This window comes from Lacinutrix sp. Bg11-31 (assembly GCF_002831665.1).
In the GTDB taxonomy this organism is placed as follows: domain Bacteria; phylum Bacteroidota; class Bacteroidia; order Flavobacteriales; family Flavobacteriaceae; genus Lacinutrix.
In genome coordinates, this window is record NZ_CP025118.1 from 498,276 (window position 1) to 522,354 (window position 24,079).

Genomic DNA, 24,079 nt, shown 5'->3' on the forward strand with positions numbered 1-24,079 from the left:
AAACTAAAGAGGTTGTTGTTTTGCAATAAACAATCGAGCTTCCTCTAATTCTAGTCTATCACTATTAACATGTTTAGTTAGTTCTATAAGTTCTTTAAAATATTGAGTAGCTTTTTCTGGGTTTCCAGATTGTTTTGCTGCTATTGCTGTACCATAAATTCCATTAAACCTATTTGGATGTCCAAGAAGGTTTACTTCATAAGCATCTAATGCTTCCTTTGGTTTATTTAAAGCTAAAAGCATATCGCCTAAAAGCTCGTCTGCAGGTAAAACTTCACCTGGAGTTACTGGATGTTTAGAGGTTTCGTTTTCTAGTTTTGCGGCAAGTTGCATTAAATTTAGTGCTTCCGTTTTATTTCCTTTTGCTAATTGAATCCATGCATTTGCAGCATGCACTTGAATATTTACTTGATCTGCTTTATAGGTTTCGTTTGCTTCAACTAATTTTTTATGTAATATGTGTAAAGTGTTTAATTCTGCTTCCGCTAAAGCGATATTTCCAGTATGTGAATACCCTAGTGCTTTTCCAAAATGCATCATGGATTTTTCCCAAGGTAATTTTTCCCAAGGGAAAGCTATGGAAGGTAACTCTAGATTGGCAGCTTGTTTCCAGTTTTTATTTTCTAAAGCCATTCGAATTGGCATAGCAATTAACGCATAACTAGAAGCAAAATGGTTTTTAGGAAAAACGGCAGTTACAGATTGCATGGCATCTAATTCTTCTTGTGCTTTCTTATTGTCTCCCAATTGTAAATACGCATATACTAGATAATCTACCGCATGAATTTCTTGCGTCCAATTGGCATTTGGAGCAATACTTTCAGCATAACAAACTGCTGAAGAAGCAGAATTTATATTCGTGTTTATAGATTCTTGCCAAAGTCCTAAACGCGTAAATATATGGGAAGGCATGTGTTGTGCATGTGCTGAGGCTGGTGCTATAATAGCATAACGTCTAGCAGTATTTAATGCCATTTGAGCCAACTCGGGATAATCGTAATTATGGATAATATAATGTGCTATTCCAGGATGATTGGGCTGCTTAATAAATAAATCTTCTAATATTTTACCAGATTTTTTTTGCCTTGCATAGGTTTTATCCTTTGGGTCTGCAGCAGCTCTTATTGCTAATGCGTAAAAAATGGCGGCTTCTGTATCTTCTTTCTGCTTAGCATACATTCTTTCCATTTCCTTTTCATACAATAATACGCGTGTACGATGGTCTTTTGTTTTCCAATCTTTATAAAATGCTGTAATTGCACCAAGATATTGTTGTGCACTTTCTGTTTTTTGCAATGTTTCTGCTATAGCAAGAAGTTGTAATCCTTTATTGAGATCATTTTCACTTGGTGGTGCCCAAAGACCATGATACATACTCATGGTAATTCCCCAATATGCCATTGCACATTCTGGATCCATATCTACTACTTTTACAAAAGCTTTTTCAGCTTCTGTATATTCAAACGAATGTAATAATGAAAGGGCTAAATCAAAGGTTTCTTTTACTTCGTAGTTGCAATCTAAGGAGAAACTAACATCACCAAATTGTTCGGTACTGCATAATAATAGTTCGCCTCGTTTTAAATCTATAGAAGCTAATGCAGGATTTGGTTTTGGTGTTTTGTCTTTGCAAGTAAAAAAAAGCATGGCAAAAGAAAGATAAATAATACGATTAGCATAATATATTGATTTCATGGCGTTTACTTTTGTATTTAAGATAGTGATTATTTTGTAGAGTTTATATTAATGCTATTTCATCAATTATATTAGCAGGAAAGCTGTCCTTTTTTAGTATGTTAAGAAAATTTACTTTTGTATTGCTGAGTAAATAAATACTGTTATAGAGATAGATGTTTACTTACAATAAAAAAGTTATTAATCTCTATATCTATATTCACTTTTTGCAAAAAAGAAAGACATACTACTTTTAAATGTCGATGGATTATTTATTTTATATTTAAAACGATGACTTCTAGACTCTGTAGATAACCCTGGAGTTTGCCCTGCAATAAAGCGCGCTCTAATTTTATATTTTTCATGATTTGAGAGTTTGCTAATTTCATAACCAATAACATAAAAAAGATACTTTTGACTGCTACTATAATTACCTTGTTTTATCCTATTATTAGATGGGTATTTAGGAAAGCAGTACTTCGTAAATGCTTCTATAATCATGATGTACATCTCTTTCCTGTTTTTAGCGATTACTTTGGTTTGATTACTTGTAAAGAGATCAATAAACGATCCAAGACCATAAGTTGCAATTAGCTTTCCAAGTTTTTTAGGATTGGTTCCTGCTTTTACAGTTTCTTTAATAAGGCTTTCGGCTTGTTCTAAAAATTCATCTTGGTCTGAAGATGGTCTTCCAACACCTGGTAGCTTTTGTAAGTGATTACCTTCTTTAATTGCTTTTACATAAGGCTCTATTAGATCAAGAAATATTTCTTGACCTTCATCAATGTCATCATTTAAGGTTTCTGCGTTTTTAAAGTCAATGATAAAATCTTTAATTTTCTTTTTTTCTTTAAGAACAAAAATGGGTTCGACTCTTCTATGATAGACATAATCTTTGAGTCCATTAAACCCTTCAGATTTAATGCCGTAAATATCTTTATTTCCATATACTTCAATGTTAATTCTTGATTTAGAAATACCTTTATCTATTAAAAATTTCTTAACTGCATTACCTCTTTTTGTGGCTAATTCTTTATCGTAAGATTCGCTTTCTCCTGCACTGCTAAAACATTGTAGAGTAATATTATAATCTGTATATCTAAATCTTTTTTCTAGCATTAAAAAAATACCGCTCCACATAGCTGTTTCAGAACTTTTATTAAAATTAAAGGAAAAAACATATTGTTTATCTCTAATAGCATCTTTCATAGTATATATTTTACTACGTTCTTCTTCCTCGGTTGGAGCATTCCAATCTCCTTGTGCTTGGAGTTGTATTGTAAATAGGATTATAATTATTGCTGTTGTTATTTTATTATAATTTTTCATGAGTACTTTTGTTTAAATTAATATTAATTGTTTAGGAAATTCTTAATCGTTTTTTTTAAACATGCTTTCCTGGAGTGTTATATATTTAGTATTAGTAAAGGAATTATTATTTACAATATCTCTTTGGCCAAATTCGTAGTATGCTGTACCAGTTATTTTTATTGTATAATCCTCTGAATATTTCATAAAATAAATCTCTTCTTCAGAACCATTTACAGAATGTGATGAGAACCTTTTAGGCCCTCGAAATACAGTTTTGTCTTGAAATAAGAATGCTAAAGATATTTCTATATATTCTAAAGTACCTTCTCCTGTACTTTCTAAAACAGGCGATAAATTGCTTGTTATTTTAATAGCATCAATGATTGTAGATGTATTGCTTTCAATGGTATTAAACTCTTTTTGCAAATCGGTAAAATCCAATTGCTTTAAAATGTTTTCAGGAATTTTAAGAGATATTTTTTGACTACCTTCTTTTTGTCCTTGAAAGACTTTATAGTCTAAATTAAAAGTATTATTAGTTTGAAGAAAAAGTTTTATCAGGTCTAAATTCTCTTCTTGTAAGTCAATTTCAAAACGAAGAATTTGATTACTAATAGGTGTTATTTTACCTATTGTTTTACCACTTGATTTTAAAGGTTGTTCTTCAAATTTTATTACTGTTTTTGGAGTGTTACTTTCTAAAATCACTCCTTTTGCATTTAGTTCTAGATTTGCTTTAATAAGTTTTGTAGCATCATATCCTAACTTTGTTTGGATGGTTAATGATAATTTTGAATCGCCACCAGCCTTAAAGTATATATCTCCCAATTTATCTTGTATTCCTGTAGTTATATTTTTAACAGGTAATAGTGTCGCTTTAGTAGGTATGGTATAATATTTAAAAGGGACTTCTGGTAAGTCTCCAAAATTACCTTCAACAAATAGGTCTAAATCCTTAAGCTTTCTGTTTTTTCTAATTTTTATATTTTCTATCTGACTGCATACATTCCTAAAATCATTATCATAGTCTTTGTCTTTATATAATATGTCATGATTTATTTTGTTTTTTTTATAATTTTGAAATTCTGTTAAAAGTTTATCTTTTTCCCATTCATCTATGTCCGAATTTAAATCCCTAACTATTTGCATCATAATCTCAATAAATAACCGATTCATTAATTTGCTTTCGTCTTCTAAATATGGATCTTTATGAATTTTAATATTTGTATCGCCAATAACAAATGGAGGAGCAGGAGTAAGAGCTGTTTTTTCTAAGTCTTCGTATTTAGATTTAAATATGATTTTTTTAGTAGAAAATACATAATCCGTTTTGCTATTAATGTGAACAGAAGCGGGTTTTATAGGGCTCTCATAGACAATACAGTTGGCAATAATTTTTATATAGTTCCTTTTCTCTCTTTCGGTACTTATAATAGAAATAGGAGCGTATAAGGTGTCTGTTACAATAATATGATCATGTGCAGTCTTAAAGCTAATTAGTTGATTTTTTTTTATTTTTTTTAAAAAATAGACGTTTTTTTTACTAGGTGTTCCAGCCAAATGTATAGTCCGTATCTTTTTTTTACGAATCCAATCCCAGTCTGGTACTATAGTATTTATATTAAAAACTTTTTTAGGAATCTTGTATCCCTTCTTTTTTATTATTCCAATTGATGTAGTAAAACTACTATTTAGATGTGCTTTATTATAGGACCAATTAGAACTATATAATTTAATGGGATAGGTGTAATATTGTTTGTTTTTATAGAATGTATTTATTTCATTAGTGAGCGGTTTGGACCAATGCCCTTTACTGGTATTTGTTCCTAAAACCCAAATTTTATCTTTTCTATAAGGCATCATTTTTCGAGGAGCAAGTTTTATTATTTGAGCACTTGGTAAAAGAAGTCTTGCTTTAGCTTGGTTTTTGGCGCTTAATTTCGCTGTTTTTTTTATTTGCGGATATAAAGAGTTGGATATTAATAAACAAAAACATAAAACGATATAATTTGTATAATTTTTCATATTTTCAATATTTAATGAGATTTCTATTCATTATCAAAGGTTCTCCATTGTAAATCTCGTAACGTGTTTTCGGTTATTTCTATAAGCTCTGTTTTTTTTATTTCTTCCTTTTTAGTTATAAAAGTGACTTCACTAGATATTGAGCTATTGTCTTTTGGTACTAATAAAACTATTGGTTTAGGTTCTCCATAAATTCCGTTTTGGGCATAGGGTTTTATGGATTTTTTAATATTTAAATCACCTATTTTAAGTTTAACTTCAGCAAAATCTAAATCTGTTTTATCACCAGTTATTTTATAGAACGATAAGTTGCTACCATCAATTGATAATTGCTTAGTAATAATCCCTAAAGCATCTATGTTTTTATTACCTTTTTCTAGCTGAACATCCTTTTCAATAACAAATGAACCATTAAGTAATTTTGAATTGACTTGTAACTTAATTTTTACAGCAGGTTCATTTCTTTTTTCAATATCTTTTTCACCAATTAAATTAAACCTCAAATAGCCTATTTTGCTGCCATTAAAGTTTGTCCAGCCCTTTTTTGGTGTCCATCTACATGCTTCGCTGTGTATATTTCCTTCGCTATTTTTATAACTTATATCTAGCGCTATAGACCTTAAATCGAAAGCAGGATTTATTTCTTCTAGTCCTATTGCTATATATGGAAACGCATCGTTTGCATTAATATCTATAATATGGCCTTTTTCTTTTAACTCTTCTTCTGTCATATTAAACTTTGAGAATCCAATTATGCTAAAAAAGTTAGTTGTGCGAGACTGTAGATATTGAGTCCTAGAATCATAAGAAATGGAGCCTTGTTTTCTCTTATTAATATTTTTTACTGAGTTTTGGTAGCCAAATTGTATCGCTTTTTCGGCATCTGTAATTTTATCTAATAATTTCTTTTTTATATCATCATCTTCGGTACTTGCAAACATAGATTGCAATTGGTTTAGGTGTGCTTCTCTTTCTTGATACTCTTTACTCATGACTTCATTTTCTATTTTATCTTTTAATTTTTGAAAATGCTGATCTTCTGGAGAGTTATTAATTGTATCACATTTAATTCGTGTAATTTTAATATCGTTTGTTTGTTCAAGACTTTCTATTAGTTTGTTCTTGGTGTCTGCACCTCCAAATTTAAATTTCCAAAAACTTATGCCTCCTTCCTTTTTTGTTTGTTGTTCATAGAAGCTATATACATTTTTCCATCCTGCTTCCATACCATATCCACATGGAGGTGTTAGACCTCTATATTTCATTTTTACTTGAATTAGGATTCCGCCTTTTCCAGTTGCTAGTTCTGAAATAACAGCAGCTCCCAATGCATTTAAATTTAGGCTAAATCCCATTTTTTGATTAGCAATTAATGGTCCTTGAAAAGCAGTTTTAGTATCTGGGTTTCCTAAAAATTGTCCTTTATTAGTGAGTATTCTAAACTCACATTCTTCAAGAGGCATTGCAGATAACCTAATTTCATCTATTTTTTTTCTCAACTGTGGCATTTTTGTTAATTCACTTTTTTGTGCTTTTTTTAATATGTATGCTTTCATAGTTTCAATAACCTCTGGCTCTGCAGCCATCGTCATTGTACCTTGTAAAATACCGCCTTCTATAGTCTCATTACCAGTATTATATTGAAACCTTAGCAATGTTAAATCTGGAATTTCATTTCCCTCTTTATCAATTTTATTAGTAATTGCAAGAGCACCAGGCATATAGAAAAATTGGTCTATTGCTATAGCATCTCTAAAAACTGTGTACATTTTTTTTTCACCGTTTTTGGTTGTTACAACAATGTCGTCAATTCTATTTTCTGCGGCCAAACTGGCCTGTGAGTGAGCTAATGTTGCTAAGCCTACAAAACATAGTATTAAAATGAGTTTTTTTGCAAAAACATTATTTCTTTTAATCAATGCAAAGTGCTTTGTCTTATTTTTTAAACTCATGGTTTTAAACTTTTTCATGATGGTTTTTATTTAATATTATTTATTCTCTTTTATTTTAAAGTTTCGCTTCTAAAAATCTAGTTTTAAGCTATTTTTCTCTATGCTGTATTCCATAAATTTATTTACTTCTTATTAAAAAGGGAACAAGTAAAACATGATTTAGAAGATGTAATAGAAACAACTAGTCAATTATAGCTTTAATGCTTTTACAATATTAAAAGCTATAGTTTGTTTACTCTTTCACTATATTATCTAAATGTTGTATTATTCGTGAATTAATAATGCATTTGACACTTTTGAGTATTTAGAATTTATTTGTAGTAAGTATTGTCAATATCAAGCCCTTAAATGCGTTTAAGACCAATAGGAATGTAGCTTCTTGTTTAAAATAGTAGTTGCTTTTAGAGACATGTTTTACATGTAGTATTTTGTCAAAAAATAGGATTATTTATGCAGAGGAGGAGATGTAGTTAAAAAAGATAGAATATTTAAAATGAAAAGGAAAAGGATGAAATTTTAAGATATTACACTGAAAATGCTATTTAAATTCACTTGGTGAGAGACCAAACTCTTCTTTAAAAGCTCTACTAAACCACGAAGGGTCATTAAATCCAACATCATAGGCAATTTCAGCAATAGTTCTATTTGTAGTCTGTATTAGGTCTTTGCTTTTTTGTAAACGAATAGATCTAATAAATAGTGCAGTAGATTTTCCGCTAATAGCTTTTAGTTTCCTGTAAACTTGAGACTCACTTAAAAAAAGTTTTTTAGCAAGCTCTTTAGATCCAAAAGCATGATTATTAATATCTTCATGAATAATTGAAATTATTTTTTTTAGAAATTTATCTTCAGGGTTACTAGTAGGTTTTTTTACCAGATCATTAAAATCACTCGTTTTAAATTTCGCAATTATTTTTTTACGAAGTAATAATAACTGATCGAGTCTTATATATAATTCTTCCTTGTTAAATGGTTTCGATAAGTATGCATCTGCACCTAATGAGAGACCTGTTAAGCGATCCTCGTTGCTAACTTTTGCTGTTAATAATATAATAGGAATATGGTTTGTACGCTCATCAGATTTTAATGTAGAACAGACTTCAAAGCCATCTTTTTCAGGCATCATTACATCTGAGATAATAATATCTGGAATATTTTCATAAGCCATATCTATACCAATCCTTCCGTTTATAGCATGTTGCACTTGGTATTTGTTCTCTAAGCATGTTTTTAAGTAATGCACTACATCTATGTTATCTTCAATAATAAGCGCAATTGGTAAATTAGAATTTATGGATTCTATAGCTTCTATAGACTCTTCTAAAACTGTTGTTTTTGATGTGTATAATGGAGTTTGAGGGAGTGATAAAATAGCGTTTCTGGTTACTGGTATTTTAATAATAAATTCGCTGCCTTTCCCCAGTTTGCTTTTTACAGATATGTCTCCATGCATTAAATTCACCAATTCCTTTGTTAATGCAAGACCAATACCTGTGCCTTCGTAACTTCTAGACGTAGAGCTATCTGCTTGATAAAAACGATTAAAAACATGTAATAAATCGTTTTCTGTTAGACCAAGTCCATTGTCTTTTATTTTTAATAATAAAAACTCATGACCTAAATTTATGACATGGTTTAGATGCACAATTATTTTTCCATTTTCTGGTGTAAATTTAATAGCATTAGAAAGGACATTAGAAATTATTGAAGAAAGCTTGTTAGCGTCGAAATCCATTTCTAAATGGTCAATTTCAGAATAAATTGTAAGATTTATACTATTTGCTTGCGCGAGCGAATGGTAGCTTTCGCACACATATTTAATGTATGGAATCACATCAGATTTATATAGTTCTAATTTTACTACTCCACTTTCTAATTTGGCAAGATCTAACATTCTATTTACTAGTTGTAATAAGCTTTCGCTATTGCGATGTATTAGTTCTAAAGATTTATCTGCACCTTTAAACACCCTATCTTGTACATTGAGCTTTAGAGATTCTACCATACCTAAAATAACTGTTAAAGGTGTTCTGAATTCGTGTGTAATGTTAGTATATAGACTGTTTTTGAGTAGATTAACTTCTTTTAAACGTAAGCTTTCTTCAACAGCTAGTTTTCGAGATAATTGAAAACGATAAAACAAATAAGCGAGTGAAATTAATATTATAAAGTAACCAAAATATGCTAAAGTACTTAACCACCATGGTGGTGAAATATTTAATTTCATTTCTAATGGTTTTTTATCCCACTCTATTCCTCTAGAAAAACCATTTATTTGTAAAGTGTACTTGCCAGAAGGTAAATTAAGAAATTGAATTTTTGAACCAGTTAACATATTCCAATTCTCGTCTGTTGGTAAAAGTTTGTAGCCATATTTCACATTTTTATAATGACGAAAATCTATTGATGAAAATTCTAAATAAAATGGAAACTGATTATGTTTAAACTCTAATAAACTTGTATTTATTATAGATTTACTTAACACATTGTTTTTTTTGCTATTTGGCTTTATAACAGAATCTTTTATTTTTAATTCTGAGAAGTAAATTGTTTTTTTTATATCAATAGCTTCTATTTCTTCTGGATTAAAATATGTTACACCTCCAATGCCTCCTAAATATATAGTGCCTAAACTATCTTTAAATTTGGCATGAATATCAAACTCGTTACTTTGTATACCATCTTGTGTGCTATATTGAGTGAATTTCCTGTTTTTAGTATTAAATTTTACTAAACCGTCATTTGTACCTAGCCAAAGATTTCCTTTATTATCATCTTGTATACTATAAACTGCTGCATTAGGGAATTGGCTTTGCTCTTTCCATGAAACAAAAGTGTTATTGCCTGTGAATAAATTTAATCCATGGCGAGTACCTAGCCAAATACTGTCATTTTTGTCTATTAATATGTCGTAAACGGAGTTATTAGAAAGGCTTTCTTTTTTTGAAGAATTTTTATTATAGTTTGTAAAAACGGGATTAGTATAATTATTGTTATTAAAATATAGTTTGGTTAATCCTCCTTGCGTACCAATCCAAACATTGTTTTGTCTATCGGTTTTTACACACATAGTTACATTACTTTGTAAGGAGTTTTTGTTTACAGGATTATTTTCGTAGCGAGTTATTTTTATATTATCGTTGTTTTTTATTTCTAATCTAAAAATACCATATCCATAAGTTGCTCCCCAAATATTATTATTATAATCTAGTGTCATTCCTTTTAAAAAATCGCCACTTATAGAATTTATATCGTTAGGATTGTATCTAAATACTTTAAATTTTGGTTGCTTAGGGTCAAATGTTTTTAGGTTTAACATACGTAAACCTCTTGTGGTTGCCACCCAAAGTCTTTGGTTTTTATGGTCTTTAATTATTTCTCTTACAGTACCAAATGTAATTGAAGAGTCGTTTTTTACCTTTTCAAAATAATAAGGAACACCATTTCTTATTAAATTTAATCCACCATCTGAAGTGCCAACCCATAAATCTGTTTTATCTCTTAGAATTGAAAAAATAACATTATCATTAAGGAGGTGATTACCTTGTTTGTTTTTTGATATATTTTTAAAAAGAGGAGGTTTAAAATTTAGTAGATTTAAATTATTTGCAGTGCCTACAAGTATTTTATCTTTATCAATATTTAGTAAAGCAGTAACCGTATTATTGCTTAATAAATCTTTGTTATTTTTTGATTTTTCTATTTCACGAATTATTTTCATTTTTTTCCAGTTTAATAGAAAAAGACCATTTCCAGTTCCAATCCATACAGAATCATCATTTCCTTTTAAAAAAGAGGATATAAACTTTACCGAGATAAGGTTTTCTAATTCAAACTTGAATAGCTCTAACTTTTTACTTTTAAAAGTATAGATATATAAGCCATAATCGCTCCCAATTAATAAGTGCTTTCCTGTATTAAAAAAGCAGCGAACACGACTTTTAATTGTAAATTCTGGTTTAATGTTAGGGTTAAAGCTCTCAGAAGAGTTAATTTTATAAACGTTACCATTAAAATCGCCAACCCAGAGATTGTTATTGTTAGATTGATAGAGTAAGGCACTTAATGATTGATTATTAAAATAATTTTCTTGTAAAAAGGTGTTATTCTCTAAGCTTTTAAGCTTGTGCAATCCCGAGAGTCTAGATGCTACCCATACATTACCTTGATTATCTATATCTAAATCAGATATGGTTTCATTTTCGTTTTTTGCATATTTTAATTTTACTTTATAAAAACGTTCTAGTTTTTGGTTATAATAAGAAAGGCCATTACCAATAGATCCTACCCATATGTTTGTGTTTTTATCTTCTAATAATACATTTGTTAAGTTTCCGGGAATACTTGTAGAATCTAACTCTTGGTACTTATAATGCTTAAAATTTGTACCATCAAATCTATTTAAACCATCTTGTGTTGCTATCCAAACAAAACCAGTTTTATCTTGTAATAGGTCATTAATGGTAACTTGAGACAGCCCTTCTTCTAACGAAAAATGTTTAATACTTGGTAGATTATTTTGCGCAGAAGTATAATAAAAAGAAAATAAAGATAGTTGTAATACAATACTAATAGAATGTATAAGCTTCGTTTTTATTAAAATCTTTTTGTTTATCCTTTGCATATAAGCAAGTTAGATGTTTTTGCGTAGAAACCAAAATGGTATATAAAAATCTAATTTTATGGAATTAGTAGAATTTAATGATAGAAATTTTTAACAATCGTTTTTAGTTCACTCTAAAAGTTCCAGAGTTTTCATCGAATACAATTAAGTCTTTTGGGAAAAGTGTTTCGAAAACACCCTTTTTAATTAAGCTTTTTGGAGAATCGGTAATCACATTATCTTTTGTCATTACTATCATTGTATCGCATAACTGTATTGCTAAATCTATTTCGTGAGAAGAAAATAATATAGTCTTGCCAGTTTCTTTAGCTAACTTTTGAAGTAGTTTAAGAATGTATGCTTTGTGATACATATCTAAATGCGTGGTAGGTTCATCTAGAATTATTAAGTCGGTATCTTGTGCTAATGCACGTGTAATCATTACTTTTTGAAGCTGTCCATCACTAAGTTCAAAACATTTTTTATGTTTTAAATCTTCAATGTTTGTTTGTGTAATGGCTTTGTTTATTATTAAAATATCAGTTTCAGATAAACTACCTACCCAATTGGTATATGGTTGTCTACCAAGTGCAACAAGTTCGAAAACCGATAAGTTTTTTGAGGCTATTTGTTCGGTTAAAACCAAACTCATTGCTTGTGCTAATTCTAAATTATCGTATTTATCTAATGGTTTATTATTTAAATAGAGAGCACCAGCTAATTTGGGCTGTACTTGTGTTAAGGTTCTTAATAATGTAGATTTTCCAATACCATTAGCACCAACTAATCCTATTAACTGCCCTTCTTTTAATTGTAAATTAATATTTGAAGCAATAATAGTTTCAGCCTTTTTAGACTTGTAGCCAATGGAAAGGTTTTTTGTTTCTAGGATGGTATGTTCTATATTTTTTTCCATTTAAAACACCATTTTACGTTTTCTAACCAATAGCCAAATAACAACAGGTGCACCAATTAAAGAGGTTATAGCATTAATTGGTAAGGTATAATCGCTTGTTGGTAATTGTGCAATACTATCGCAAATAAGCATAACAATGGCACCAATTAAAAACACTGCTGGTAATAATATTTTATGATTAGAGGTATTAAAAACCTGTCTTGTTATGTGCGGAATTGCTAAACCTATAAAGGCTATTGGTCCAGCAAAAGCAGTTATTGTACCTGCTAATAAACTGGTTGCTATAATAACGATTAATCTGCTTTGTTTAATATTTAAACCTAAGCTTTTTGCATAATTTTCTCCTAGTAAAAGTGTGTTTAATGCTTTAATTGAAGCGATACTAAATACAATTCCAAGAGCGTAAATGAACCCAAATATTTTAAGTTCGCTCCATTGTAAATCACCTAAACTCCCAAAGCCCCAAAAAATGTAACGTTGTAATTCTTCGGCAGAACTAAAATAAGAAAGTACACTTACTACAGCAGCAGTAATGCTACCAAACATGAGACCTATTATTAATATTGCCATGGTGTCTTTTACTCTTGAAGACACTATTAAAACAGTTAATAACACAAGAAAACTACCTAAGCTTGCTGCAATAACTAAACTCCATTTAGAAATTAAAAGTGTAGCAAAAAAACCACCAAAAACCGATGATCCCATAATTAACAAAGCAACACCTAAACTAGCTCCAGAGGTAATACCTAAAACAAAAGGACCAGCTAATGGGTTTCTAAATAAAGTTTGCATTAATAGTCCAGAAATTCCTAAACCAGAACCAACCAAAATAGCAGTAAAGGCTTTTGGTAATCTGTAATTTTGAATAATATAATTATCTGTAATACCAACTAAACTTTCGAAAATGGTTTTAAATGGAATAGAAACAGATCCTAAACTAATATTAGCAAAGAAACACAGTATTAAAACTAATGTTAACACTATAAAAGAAGCTTTGTATGTGTTGGTATCTTGCAATTATTTTAAAGGTTTAAAAAAGGATGGTGTGTAATTTTGTAATAATTCTGGGTGACAGATTTTAATAATGTCTTTTAAAACTAAATCTGGTCTTGCAGTTCCAAGTTCGTAATATAAGACGCCTCCAGTTTCTCCAGTAGTATCTGCAAAAGAGTATATGTTTTTGTTTTTAAAAGCATCAAATTTTGTGTAATGCTTATTTCCTTTTTCTAGTGCTTCTAAACTTGAATAGTATGATGGACTTAACCATAAATCGGCAGTTTTAGCTTTATCGAAAACAGTTTCAAAGTTTAAAGCTAAACTTCCACTTCCTGTAGTTTCTCTCCATAAATAATTAACGTTAGCATCTTTTAAGATCTGTGCTTCTGTACTTGTTCCATTTGGTAAATACCAAATATCTTTATGCATGGCACCACTTAAAATTGTTGGTTGTTTAGTAACTTTCGCTGCAATCTTCTTAGCTTCTAAATAGTCTTTTTCAATACTATTAAAAATAGAATCGGCTTCCTTTTGCTTATTATAAAGTACACCAAAAAACTTAATCCATTCTGCTTTTGCTAAAGCCGATTTTTCTACCCAATCACCATTATATATTACTGGAATGTTAGCGTTCTTAATAGTTTCTAGCGACTTGCTTTTTCCATCTACTCCAAAAGCAACAACTAAGTGTGGATTGAGGTTTAATAAAACTTCAGTATTTATACCTTCGTTTTTGCCAAGTTCTCTTATGTCTCCATTATCAATTCGTGCTCTGGTTTTTTTAGAAGAGATATAGTTTGTTCCAGGAAAACCAATTAAGGTTTCTTCAACTCCTAAAAGTTCAAGAGCAGGAATATGAGTAGTAGAAGTTACTACAATTTTTTCTATTGGTGTTGTAATAATACCATCGTAACCGTCTTTATTAAATGTGGTTTTCGCAGCACTTTCTTTAGAAATCAATGCATACCTATAATTTTTTTCTGCTTCAGGCCATGGATTATTGATTTCTAAAACATCGAAACCGTTATAATTAATAATTTTAAAGCCTTCAGCATAGTTGTTTTTGGTTTCATTTCCCTCTTCAATATTATGCTTTAGATTATAATCATCGGGAGTTAAATTATGTTTCTCATTCTTACAATTTAGTAAAAATAGAAGTGAAAATAAAAGTAATAATAAAGACTTGTTCTGTAACATTTGTAACATTTAAATAGATGAGATTCCTTTAAATTTATATAAAATTATAGTAATGAAAGACGGTTCAAATTTAACAATATATATACTAGGAGGCATTATTTTACTACATTTTTTAGTAGGCTTCATTTATCTATTTTATAAACTGACGAAGAAAAAGTAAGTTTAATTAGTCTGCATTTAAAAAAGAATTTACTTTTGCAAAGAATTTTGGTTTGACTTTACAATAAAGTAAAGTTAATTAAAAGGGAATCAAGTTAAAACCTTGAACTGTTCCCGCAACTGTAATCTTAGTTCACGTAAGTGAATGCTTGTTATCACCCTTCAAGTCACTGGAAAAAATTTCTGGGAAGACAGATAGCAAGACGAGAGTCAGGAGACCTGCCATTTTCAATATCGTAAAAATCTTCGGGAGAAAGGTTTTAAGATTATGAAACAAAGTATTCTATTTTTATTAGGTGTTCTTTTTAGTTTAAGCATTGTAGCTCAAACTAAGCTAGATTCTGTCCATAAGTTAGAGGAGGTTGTTTTAAACGATGTTAAGCTTAATCAAAATGCAGCAGGTTTTAAAGTTACCGTTCTAAACGATTCAATTTTAAGCAAAAACAACTCAAATTTCACCAATCTACTACGTTTTAATTCTAATATTTATTTTAAAGAAAATGGTTATGGAATGGTGTCTTCACCTTCTTTTAGAGGAACAAATGCTTCTCAAACTGCTGTTATTTGGAATGGTATTTCTATAAACTCTCAACTTAATGGGCAAACCGATTTTAATACCATAAATACTAACAACATCAATCAAGTTGTTATTAGAAATGGAGGAGGTAGTGTACAATATGGAAGTGGTGCCATTGGCGGAAGTATTCATTTAGATAATACCCTAAGTTTTAGTTCGCATTTAAAAAACGATGTCAAACTTAATTATGGAAGTTTCGATACAAAAAACGTAAGTTTTGTAACCGATTATGGTAACGAGAAGTTTGCTTTTAATATTGGTGTAAATTATATAGATTCTGAAAATGACTATAAATATTTAGGCAGAGATCAAGTAAACGAAAATGGTGCTTTTAATAATTTAAGTTTGAGTGCTAATTTGGGTTATTTTATTTCTGATAAAGATGTTATAAAGCTATACCATCAATATTTTTTAGGTGAAAGAGAATTTTCTGGAACAACTGCAACACCTTCTAATAGTAAATACGAAGATAGAAACTCTAGATCAATGTTAGAGTGGTCAAGAAATGGTTTGGCTTATACGTCTGCGTTGAAGGTTGCTTATTTAAAAGAGTATTTTGAGTTTTTTCAAAACAAAGATTCTGAATTCTTTTCTTTTGGAGAAGTAAGTACGTTACTATTAAAACACAATTTCGATTATAAGTTATCTAAAACATTATCTGTAAAAAGTATTTTAGATTATAATTATTTTGAAGGTGAAGGGAGTAGTTTTGGTGAGCCAAATAGAAGCGCATTTTCTGCTACAGGATTGCTACAATACAACCCTAATAAAAAAGTGAATTTAGGTTTTAATGTACGCCAAGATGTAATGTCTAATTTTAAAAGCCCATTATTATTCTCGATGGATGGTGCTTTTCGTTTTTCGAGCCATTACAAATTAAAAATTAATGGTTCTAAGAATTTTAGAGTTCCAACATTTAACGATTTATATTGGCAACCTGGCGGAAACTTAGATTTAGTGCCAGAGTCTTCTTATCAAATAGATTTAGGCCATGTTGTTTCTTTTAATTGGTTACAATTTCAATTAAACACCTATTATATTTCAACTGAAGATTTAATACAGTGGCAACCAAATTCGTCTGGATTTTGGTCACCTAAAAACATAGCTAAGTCTCATAGTTATGGTGCAGAAATAGGTATAGATATTACAAAAACATTTAATAAACATCAATTAAAGTTTACTTCTAATTACTCTTATACAGTGTCTGAGAATTTAGAGACTAATAAACAATTAATTTATGTGCCTTTTCATAAAGCAAACGCCTCTTTAGCATATAGCTTTAATAAGTTTTCTGCTTATTATCAGCATTTATTTAATGGTAGTGTTTTTACAACTGCCGATAATTTAAAAGGTTCTTTTTATAGTTTAGAACCTTACGATGTTGCTAATTTAGGACTTAACTATAAAGTAATTAAAACAACAACAAACCAATTAGATTTAGGCTTAAACATTAATAATATTTTTAATGAAGTTTATCAAAATGTAGCTTTTAGACCAATGTCAAACAGAAACTTTAATATTCAATTACACTATAAATTTTAAAACAATTATGAAAAAGATTATTTATTCAATTTTAACGCTTTCACTGTTAGTGTTTTCATGTTCTAATGATGACGATTTAGCAACACCTTCTGAGCCTTTAGGAGATTACGAAAACGGAATTATTGTAAGTACAGAAGGTGGACCATCTTCAATTTCTTACATATCTAACGATTTATCTACTTTAGAAAATCAAGTTTATTTTAATGTAAATAATGAAAACTTAGGAGTGTATTTACAGTCTGTAGGTTTTAATGGAAATAAAGCTTATATCGTTGTAGACGCAGGAACAATTACAGTTGTTAACCGTTATACATTTGAAAAATTAGGCGAAATTTCTACAGGATTATCATTACCTAGATATATTGCTTTCGATGGTGATACTGCTTATGTATCTGATTGGGCAGATCCATTTGATGCTACAGATGATTACATTGCTGTTGTAGATTTAAACTCTAATACTATAACATCAACAATTGCTGTAGGTGAAGGACCAGAGCAAGTTTTAGTAAATTCTAATAAACTTTATGTTTCTCATAAAGGAGGTTATAGTAGTAATAATATTGTTACTGTAGTTAATACTGCAGATAGTACTACAGATACCATAACTGTAGGTTCTAAGCCAGATGAAATGGCTATTAATAATCAAGGAGATTTAGTAGTATTATCTGGAGGTAACGAAAGTTGGACAGGAAATGAAACACAGGCTTCAATTACTAAAATAGATATGTCGGACAATTCAATTATTTCTACTTTTACTTTTGCAGATGGTGAGCATCCAGGTTTAATGGCTTACGATAATGGTATAGCATATTACATATTAAACAATGAAGTATATGGTTTAATAGATGCTGCTACAGCATTACCAGCAACGTCTTTATTTTCTATTACGGCAAGTTCTGCTTATGGCTTGTCTGTTAAAAATAATGAGTTGTTTGTTGCAGATTCAATTTTTACTGAAAATAGTACTTTATTAGTTTATGATATAGTAACAGGAACAGAAACGAATAGTTTTTCTGTTGGAATAGGAGCTTCAAAAATCTATTTTAACTAATAAGTTATAATTTAATTAATCAATATCTAAATACAAATTAACCTACGAAAAGCCTGTATTTTGCAGGCTTTTCGTATTTAGTATAAATCACAAAACCAAAACCCGGTTTTTTCATTTTCAGTATTAGGTGTATCGTATTCTCTATATATTTTCTCTCCAATAGAGAAGGGAACAGGTGTTGTAAAAATTGGACCATCGTAACAAAAGGTATGGAATTCACCATTTTCTCCACAAACATCTACATCTTCGGGTAAGTTTTCTATAAGTTCTTTTGTTAGGGTTTTACCAACAAAGTCTTCAGATAGGTGTTTTGCGCTAGCACATACTACTATTGCTTTAAACCCAAGATCTAAAAATTCTGTAATAAGTGCTTTGGTATCTCTTTTCCAAAGCGGAAACACTGTAGAAATACCTACTTTACTTAAATTAGTTTCTCGATATGCTTTTAAGTCTTCTAAAAAAATATCGCCAAAAACACTGTGTGTAAATCCTTCAGCTTTTAAACGACTTATAGCTTGAGTCATTATTGTTTCGTAATCTTCCATACTCGGCTGTTCAGGAAGATTAATAGTTTGAAGCGGTATCTCTAATAATTCGGCCTGTTTAATTAATAATGAGACTGGCAAGCCATGCATGGTTACTCTATTATAATGTGAATTAACAGAGGTGACTAGTTTTTCTACGGTAAAACGCTCGTCTTTAAGTAAGTGGTATAATGCTAAGGCAGAGTCTTTTCCAGTACTCCAATTAAAATATGTTTTATTACTCAATATACATTTCCTTAGAATGAGGTAATAAATCGTTGCTATCAAATATAGTTTTAGAAACTTTACCTTTTTTAGTGCTTGCAACTTTATTAGTAGCAGCAATATGTGCTAAAGCTTCAGCTAAAAGAGGCTCGTTTACATTACCTAAAACACCATAATTGTTTACTTGTTCTTCTATTTCAATTAAAGGGTTTAAGCCTTCTGCAGGTACTTGATCATCATTTTTATTTACAGTAATCGCAACTAGAGGTTGCATAGCATAAGTATGTCTAGGATCTGGTTGAGATCTTGTAAAATCTGGAGAATCGTATAATGTAATAGAAGCTTGAGATTTACCAACAGTCTGCGTTCCAATTTGAATAACCTCTATATAAGCATCTAAACTATTAATAACCATTTCACTAGCCGAAGCCGACGATCCTGTTGCTAAAACATACACCTTATTTAGGTTTAAGTTATTAAGCGTAGAACCGTTGTTATTATCTACAAATGTGTAATTAAAGTTGTTGCCTTGTTGTTGGCTATTGTATTTTAATTTTGCAAAAACTTGACCAGTATTACTTCCTGTAACTAAACTACCTAAAAGCGTTGCCGTATTTACAGAACCTCCGGGATTATAACGTAAATCGAGAACCAAATGCTGTACATTATTTGCTTGAAATGCGCCAAAAGCGCTATTTAAAGCGTTATTAAAATTACTAACAAAACCATTGTACATAAGGTAACCTACATTTTCACCTTCTACTTGAAGTATTTCTGTTTTAAAAACAGGGTTTTCTGTGTATTGTATTTTAGAAAGTGCAACAGTATTTGTTGTAGCATCAATAGTATCATCGTTTGTTCCTGAAGTGCCATTGTCGTTATATTCGGCAAAATTTAAGGTGTAATTATTTTGACCTAAAAGTGTTCTCCAATTACTAATGGTTAGTTGTGTACCATTTACTGCATTAAATAAATCGCCTCTTTGTAACCCGTTAGTTTCTGCACTTGTATTTGGTAATATAAAACGAACCACACCATAAAGTTCATTTCCTCCTGGAGTGTAACGTTTAAGCCCAAATTCCATTCCGTTAGATTTTGTAATACCATCAAATTGCTGTTCAAGTGCAATATAGTCGTCTGTTATCCAGCTAAATCTATCAGTATTTGTTCTGTCGTAAATTAAACTTTCGAATAAAGATTCAGGTGAATTAAAACCATTTAAATAGCTGCTAAAATTACTGCTATTGGCTTTGTCTTCAATTAAATTAGGAACACTATCTTTATATAAGTAGTAAGAATCTAATCCACTGTAAACAAATTCGTTTATATCTAATGTGCTAATTGGATTATCGTCTAAATCTTCAAAACAACTAGTAAAAAGTAGAGGTAGCAGTAGGGTAGCAAGAATTATCTTGGGCGTTTTCATATATGGTAATGTTTTCTTTTTCAGCTTAAAAGTACTTACTTTTAATTTAATAAAATATTTTTTGAAAATAAATTGTAACAAAATAGAAACACGTTCGTCGTAATAACATAAACCAACCAATTAAATGACACAGTTAGAGTTTTTAAATATTGTGACGCCTTTTAAAGATAAGGTCTTTAGACTAGCAAAAAGATTGCTTGTGTCTAGAGAAGAGGCAGAAGATGCTACTCAAGAAGTCTTAATAAAACTGTGGAAGAATAAAACGAAGATAAAAGACTATAAAAATGTTGAAGCGTTTTCAATGACCATGACAAAGAATTTTTGTTACGATAAATTAAAATCTAAGCAAGCACAGAATTTAAAAATTGTGCATAGTAATTATCAAGACCATAGCATTTCGCTTCAAAAAGAAGTAGAATTAAATGATAGTATTGATTGGGTTGGTAAAATAATGGAATCACTACCAGAACAACAAAAAATGGTAGTACAATTAAGAGATATAGAGCAATACGATTTTAAAGAGATTGCCGAAATGCTTGATATGAATGAGACAGCAATACGTGTCGCTTTATCAAGAGCAAGAAAAACAATAAGAGAAAAATTAACAAATACACACAATTATGGTGTTAAATAATATAGAAAACTTACTAGAAAAGTACGAAAACGGCGAGACATCACTAAAGGAAGAGCAGCAGTTAAAAGACTATTTTTCGCAAGAAACTGTAGCGCCACATTTAGAAATGTATAAGCCAATGTTTAACTATTTTTTGGTAAGCCAAAAAGAACAGTTTACTAAACAACTACCACTAGAAACTAAAAAAGTATTAAATTTTAAGTGGTTATCTGTTGCAGCAGTTGCGGTTCTTATGTTATCTATTTATGTTTTTAAACCTGATAATTTAGGTAAAACAACTATAACAGATGCAGAAAAAGTTGAAATTAATAATGCTAAAGAAGCCTTAACGATCATGTCTAAACACTTTAATAAAGGCACTGCTCAAGTAGGTTATTTAGGCGTAATTAATAAAGCTGGCACACAAGTTGACTATCTAAAAGAAATAACGAATCCTATGGATCGCTTATTTAAAAGGTAATTAACCTAAAATGAATTAAAAATTGAAAGTGCATCAAACTTAAAATAATGCAAAAGCATTTTACATTACTAACAATTAAAACGAAAAAAAATGAACCGAGCGCAAAACGAATTTAAATACTAAAAACAAATTCTAACACGCGAACACATTTTTACATTAATAACAAATAAAAACGAAAAAAATGAACACAATAAATAAATTAAACACTATGAAAAAATCAATAATTGTATTTGCTTTTGCAATACTATTAATGCCATTAACAGCAATGGCTCAAAGCGATATATTTGATAAGTATAGCGATAACGATAATGTAACATATGCCTCTATTAAGCCTAAAATGTTTCAAATGTTGGCAAAAATTAATGTGCAAACAGACGATAAAGAAGCACAAGAGTTTATGGATATGGTAAAAAGTATTACTAGTTTTAAAACTCTAGCTACAGACGATAAAGCTGTTGCAGGAGATATTGCAAAATGGGTAAAGTCTCGTTCTAGTTCTCTTGAAGAATTAATGGAAATTAAAGACGATGGTGTAGTTGTAAGATTCTATGTTAAAGAAGGTAAAAACGAAGATCACGTTGCAGAGCTTTTAATGTTTGTAAATGGCTTAGACGCTATTACTAAAGACTTAGAAGTTTCTGTTAATGGTAAGAAAAGAGGAATGGAATCTGTATTGGTTTCTTTTGTTGGAGATATCGATTTAAATCAATTGTCTAAACTTATTAATGCTTTCGATTTACCAGGAGGAAAAGAGTTAGATAAGAAAAATAATAAGTAAGCATTCTAAAAATTATCAATCATAAAATCATAAATCCTATGAAATCAATTATAAAAACCGTTTGCTTTAGTCTATTCTTAGCACTTGCTTTAGTAAGTTGTAAAGACGAAGCTTCAATACAAAACTACTTTGTAGAGCATCAAGATTTACCAGAATTTTTAACCATAGACCTATCAGCAAAAATGATAGATATTTCTAAAGTTGAATTAAACGAAGAAGAAAAAGTTGTTTACAATTCTTTTGAAAAGGTTAATATTTTAGCATATAAAGCTAAAGATGTAAGTAAAGAGAACTATACTCAAGAATTAGAAAAAGTGAAAACTATTTTTAAAAATAAAAAGTATAGTGAGCTAATGGAATTCAGCGATAATGGCATGAAGTTTAGAGTTAATACTATTGGAGACGATGATGCTGTAGATGAATTTTTAGTCTTAGCAAGCTCTAACGAATTTGGGTTTGCAGTTGTAAGAGTTTTAGGAGATGATATGAAGCCTGAAAAACTATATCAACTAATATCACAAATGCAAAATGCAGATGTAGATGGAAATCAACTTCAAAAAGTTATGGATTATTTTAAAGGATAAACTGTGATTTATATAGTAATAAAAAAGGCTTATCTCTCGATAAGCCTTTTTTTATTTGTGTAAAAAAGTATTTTAAATACCTGTATAATTACTTGGCGAAATAGCTTTTAATTCTGTTTTAATAGCATCGCTAACTTCTAGAGTATCAATAAAATTTGAAATAGACGTTTTAGTAATCGCTTCGTTAGTTCTTGTTAAACCTTTTAAAGCTTCATAAGGATTAGGATAGGCTTCACGACGTAAAATAGTCTGAATCGCTTCTGCAACTACAGCCCAATTGTTTTCTAAATCTTGTGCAAACTTAGGTTCGTTAAGTAATAATTTATTTAACCCTTTTAAAGTCGATTGAAAAGCAATAAGTGTATGTCCAAAAGGGACACCAACATTACGCAATACAGTACTATCTGTTAAGTCACGTTGTAAACGTGAAATTGGTAATTTTGCCGATAAATGTTCGAAAATTGCATTTGCAAGACCTAAATTACCTTCAGAATTTTCAAAATCAATAGGATTTACTTTATGTGGCATTGCACTACTTCCAACTTCTCCAGCTTTAATTTTCTGCTTAAAGTAATCCATAGACACATAAGTCCAAATATCACGATCTAAATCAATAATAATAGTGTTTATACGCTTTAAACAATCGAACAAAGCAGCCATATGGTCGTAATGCTCAACTTGTGTTGTTGGGAAAGAATGTGATAATCCTAATTTTTCTTGTACAAAAGTACCACCAAAAGTTTTCCAATCTATAGTTGGATAGGCTACTTTATGTGCATTAAAATTACCTGTTGCACCACCAAATTTAGCAGCACTTGGTATATCGTTTAATAAATTAAATTGTTCTTTTAAACGCACTACAAATACTTCAATCTCTTTCCCTAAGCGAGTAGGAGAAGCTGGCTGACCATGAGTTCTTGCTAACATTGGTATATTTGCCCAATCACTAGCTAGTTCTTCTAAGCGTTTTAATAACTCGAAATAACGAGGTACATAGACATCGTTCATAGCTTCCTTAATACTTAAAGGTATTGCAGTATTGTTTATATCTTGAGACGTTAAACCAAAGTGAATAAATTCTTTGTATTGTTCTAAGCCAAGTTTATCAAACTCCTTTTTAATAAAGTATTCAACAGCTTTTACATCGTGGTTTGTAACACTTTCAATGTCCTTAATCGCTTGTGCATCTTCAGTAGTGAACTCTTTATATATTTTACGTAAATCTTCAAAAACAGAAGGATTAACACCTTCTAATTGTGGTAAAGGTTGTTCGCAAAGCGCAATAAAATATTCTATTTCAACTAGAACACGGTATTTAATTAAGGCTTCTTCACTAAAGTAGTCGCCTAATATTTCAATTTTATTTCTATAACGTCCATCTATTGGTGAGATGGCATTTAATGCATTTAATGACATAGTTGTGTGTTGTTTTGTTTCAAATTTTG

Annotated in this window: 17 protein-coding genes and 1 riboswitch; of the genes, 6 read left to right on the forward strand and 11 right to left on the reverse strand. The window is 30.0% G+C overall.

The genetic code is table 11. The features are described 5' to 3' along the window. Positions 1 to 3: 3 nt before the first annotated feature. The 8 genes from CW733_RS02270 to CW733_RS02305 all read right to left on the reverse strand — a co-directional run bounded on the left by CW733_RS02270 (position 4) and on the right by CW733_RS02305 (position 14,674). Positions 4 to 1,695, reverse strand: coding sequence for a hypothetical protein (locus tag CW733_RS02270; protein WP_232730386.1), 1,692 nt, complete (start codon positions 1,693 to 1,695; stop codon positions 4 to 6). Between the two features lie 180 nt (positions 1,696 to 1,875). Then, on the reverse strand, positions 1,876 to 3,003 hold the full coding sequence (locus CW733_RS02275; RefSeq protein ID WP_100995303.1) for an OmpA family protein: 1,128 nt from the start codon (positions 3,001 to 3,003) through the stop codon (positions 1,876 to 1,878). Between the two features lie 42 nt (positions 3,004 to 3,045). Continuing rightward, the gene (locus tag CW733_RS02280) at positions 3,046 to 5,010 is read right to left on the reverse strand and encodes a hypothetical protein (RefSeq protein WP_100995304.1); all 1,965 of its coding nucleotides are present in this window, start codon (positions 5,008 to 5,010) and stop codon (positions 3,046 to 3,048) included. Between the two features lie 23 nt (positions 5,011 to 5,033). Next, complete coding sequence (locus CW733_RS02285; protein WP_100995306.1) at positions 5,034 to 6,980, reverse strand: hypothetical protein; 1,947 nt, start codon at positions 6,978 to 6,980, stop codon at positions 5,034 to 5,036. Between the two features lie 520 nt (positions 6,981 to 7,500). Beyond that, complete coding sequence (locus CW733_RS02290) at positions 7,501 to 11,586, reverse strand: hybrid sensor histidine kinase/response regulator transcription factor (RefSeq protein ID WP_100995308.1); 4,086 nt, start codon at positions 11,584 to 11,586, stop codon at positions 7,501 to 7,503. A 103-nt stretch (positions 11,587 to 11,689) separates the two neighbouring features. After that, positions 11,690 to 12,481: an ABC transporter ATP-binding protein gene (locus tag CW733_RS02295; RefSeq protein WP_100995310.1), complete on the reverse strand. Its 792-nt coding sequence runs from the start codon at positions 12,479 to 12,481 to the stop codon at positions 11,690 to 11,692. Beyond that, positions 12,482 to 13,498 (reverse strand): iron ABC transporter permease, encoded by a 1,017-nt coding sequence (locus tag CW733_RS02300; protein ID WP_100995312.1) that lies wholly within the window; start codon positions 13,496 to 13,498, stop codon positions 12,482 to 12,484. After that, the gene (locus CW733_RS02305; protein WP_100998617.1) at positions 13,499 to 14,674 is read right to left on the reverse strand and encodes an ABC transporter substrate-binding protein; all 1,176 of its coding nucleotides are present in this window, start codon (positions 14,672 to 14,674) and stop codon (positions 13,499 to 13,501) included. 191 nt (positions 14,675 to 14,865) lie between these two features. Then, a riboswitch (cobalamin riboswitch) is annotated at positions 14,866 to 15,075 on the forward strand. Between the two features lie 26 nt (positions 15,076 to 15,101). On the opposite strand from CW733_RS02305, the gene CW733_RS02310 reads away from it, so the two are divergent. Next, complete coding sequence (locus CW733_RS02310) at positions 15,102 to 16,952, forward strand: TonB-dependent siderophore receptor (protein WP_100995314.1); 1,851 nt, start codon at positions 15,102 to 15,104, stop codon at positions 16,950 to 16,952. Between the two features lie 7 nt (positions 16,953 to 16,959). Continuing rightward, a complete protein-coding gene (locus tag CW733_RS02315; protein ID WP_100995316.1) occupies positions 16,960 to 18,003 on the forward strand; it encodes a YncE family protein in 1,044 nt (347 codons plus the stop codon). Positions 18,004 to 18,080: 77 nt separating this feature from the next. Here CW733_RS02315 and CW733_RS02320 read toward each other — a convergent pair whose 3' ends face one another. After that, the gene (locus CW733_RS02320; protein ID WP_100995318.1) at positions 18,081 to 18,773 is read right to left on the reverse strand and encodes a diphthine--ammonia ligase; all 693 of its coding nucleotides are present in this window, start codon (positions 18,771 to 18,773) and stop codon (positions 18,081 to 18,083) included. Next, positions 18,766 to 20,178, reverse strand: a complete 1,413-nt coding sequence (locus tag CW733_RS02325; RefSeq protein WP_100998619.1) for a S41 family peptidase — start codon at positions 20,176 to 20,178, stop codon at positions 18,766 to 18,768. Before CW733_RS02325 ends, CW733_RS02320 begins: the two co-directional genes overlap by 8 nt. A 124-nt stretch (positions 20,179 to 20,302) precedes the next feature. On the opposite strand from CW733_RS02325, the gene CW733_RS02330 reads away from it, so the two are divergent. The 4 genes from CW733_RS02330 (at position 20,303) to CW733_RS02345 (ending at position 22,634) form a co-directional block, all read left to right on the forward strand. Next, positions 20,303 to 20,812, forward strand: a complete 510-nt coding sequence (locus tag CW733_RS02330) for an RNA polymerase sigma factor (protein WP_100995320.1) — start codon at positions 20,303 to 20,305, stop codon at positions 20,810 to 20,812. Continuing rightward, on the forward strand, positions 20,799 to 21,272 hold the full coding sequence (locus tag CW733_RS02335; protein WP_100995322.1) for a hypothetical protein: 474 nt from the start codon (positions 20,799 to 20,801) through the stop codon (positions 21,270 to 21,272). The genes CW733_RS02330 and CW733_RS02335 overlap by 14 nt, the downstream gene beginning before the upstream one ends. A gap of 208 nt (positions 21,273 to 21,480) precedes the next feature. After that, on the forward strand, positions 21,481 to 22,050 hold the full coding sequence (locus tag CW733_RS02340; RefSeq protein ID WP_198520098.1) for a DUF4252 domain-containing protein: 570 nt from the start codon (positions 21,481 to 21,483) through the stop codon (positions 22,048 to 22,050). Between the two features lie 38 nt (positions 22,051 to 22,088). Then, positions 22,089 to 22,634 carry a DUF4252 domain-containing protein gene (locus CW733_RS02345; RefSeq protein ID WP_100995326.1) on the forward strand — a complete coding sequence of 182 codons (546 nt, stop codon included), beginning with the start codon at positions 22,089 to 22,091 and terminating at the stop codon, positions 22,632 to 22,634. A 72-nt stretch (positions 22,635 to 22,706) separates the two neighbouring features. On the opposite strand, the gene purB is transcribed toward CW733_RS02345, so the two are convergent. Then, positions 22,707 to 24,050: an adenylosuccinate lyase gene (gene purB, locus CW733_RS02350; RefSeq protein ID WP_100995328.1), complete on the reverse strand. Its 1,344-nt coding sequence runs from the start codon at positions 24,048 to 24,050 to the stop codon at positions 22,707 to 22,709. Positions 24,051 to 24,079 lie beyond the last annotated feature (29 nt).

Coding starts and splice junctions, on each gene's coding strand:
- CW733_RS02270 (WP_232730386.1), bottom strand. CDS start 1,695: ATGAAATCAATATATTATGCTAATCGTATTATTTATCTTTCTTTTGCC.
- CW733_RS02305 (WP_100998617.1), bottom strand. CDS start 14,674: ATGTTACAGAACAAGTCTTTATTATTACTTTTATTTTCACTTCTATTT.
- CW733_RS02315 (WP_100995316.1), top strand. CDS start 16,960: ATGAAAAAGATTATTTATTCAATTTTAACGCTTTCACTGTTAGTGTTT.
- CW733_RS02340 (WP_198520098.1), top strand. CDS start 21,481: ATGAAAAAATCAATAATTGTATTTGCTTTTGCAATACTATTAATGCCA.
- CW733_RS02325 (WP_100998619.1), bottom strand. CDS start 20,178: ATGAAAACGCCCAAGATAATTCTTGCTACCCTACTGCTACCTCTACTT.
- CW733_RS02335 (WP_100995322.1), top strand. CDS start 20,799: ATGGTGTTAAATAATATAGAAAACTTACTAGAAAAGTACGAAAACGGC.
- CW733_RS02275 (WP_100995303.1), bottom strand. CDS start 3,003: ATGAAAAATTATAATAAAATAACAACAGCAATAATTATAATCCTATTT.
- CW733_RS02295 (WP_100995310.1), bottom strand. CDS start 12,481: ATGGAAAAAAATATAGAACATACCATCCTAGAAACAAAAAACCTTTCC.
- CW733_RS02280 (WP_100995304.1), bottom strand. CDS start 5,010: ATGAAAAATTATACAAATTATATCGTTTTATGTTTTTGTTTATTAATA.
- purB (WP_100995328.1), bottom strand. CDS start 24,050: ATGTCATTAAATGCATTAAATGCCATCTCACCAATAGATGGACGTTAT.
- CW733_RS02290 (WP_100995308.1), bottom strand. CDS start 11,586: ATGCAAAGGATAAACAAAAAGATTTTAATAAAAACGAAGCTTATACAT.
- CW733_RS02310 (WP_100995314.1), top strand. CDS start 15,102: ATGAAACAAAGTATTCTATTTTTATTAGGTGTTCTTTTTAGTTTAAGC.
- CW733_RS02345 (WP_100995326.1), top strand. CDS start 22,089: ATGAAATCAATTATAAAAACCGTTTGCTTTAGTCTATTCTTAGCACTT.
- CW733_RS02330 (WP_100995320.1), top strand. CDS start 20,303: ATGACACAGTTAGAGTTTTTAAATATTGTGACGCCTTTTAAAGATAAG.
- CW733_RS02285 (WP_100995306.1), bottom strand. CDS start 6,980: ATGAAAAAGTTTAAAACCATGAGTTTAAAAAATAAGACAAAGCACTTT.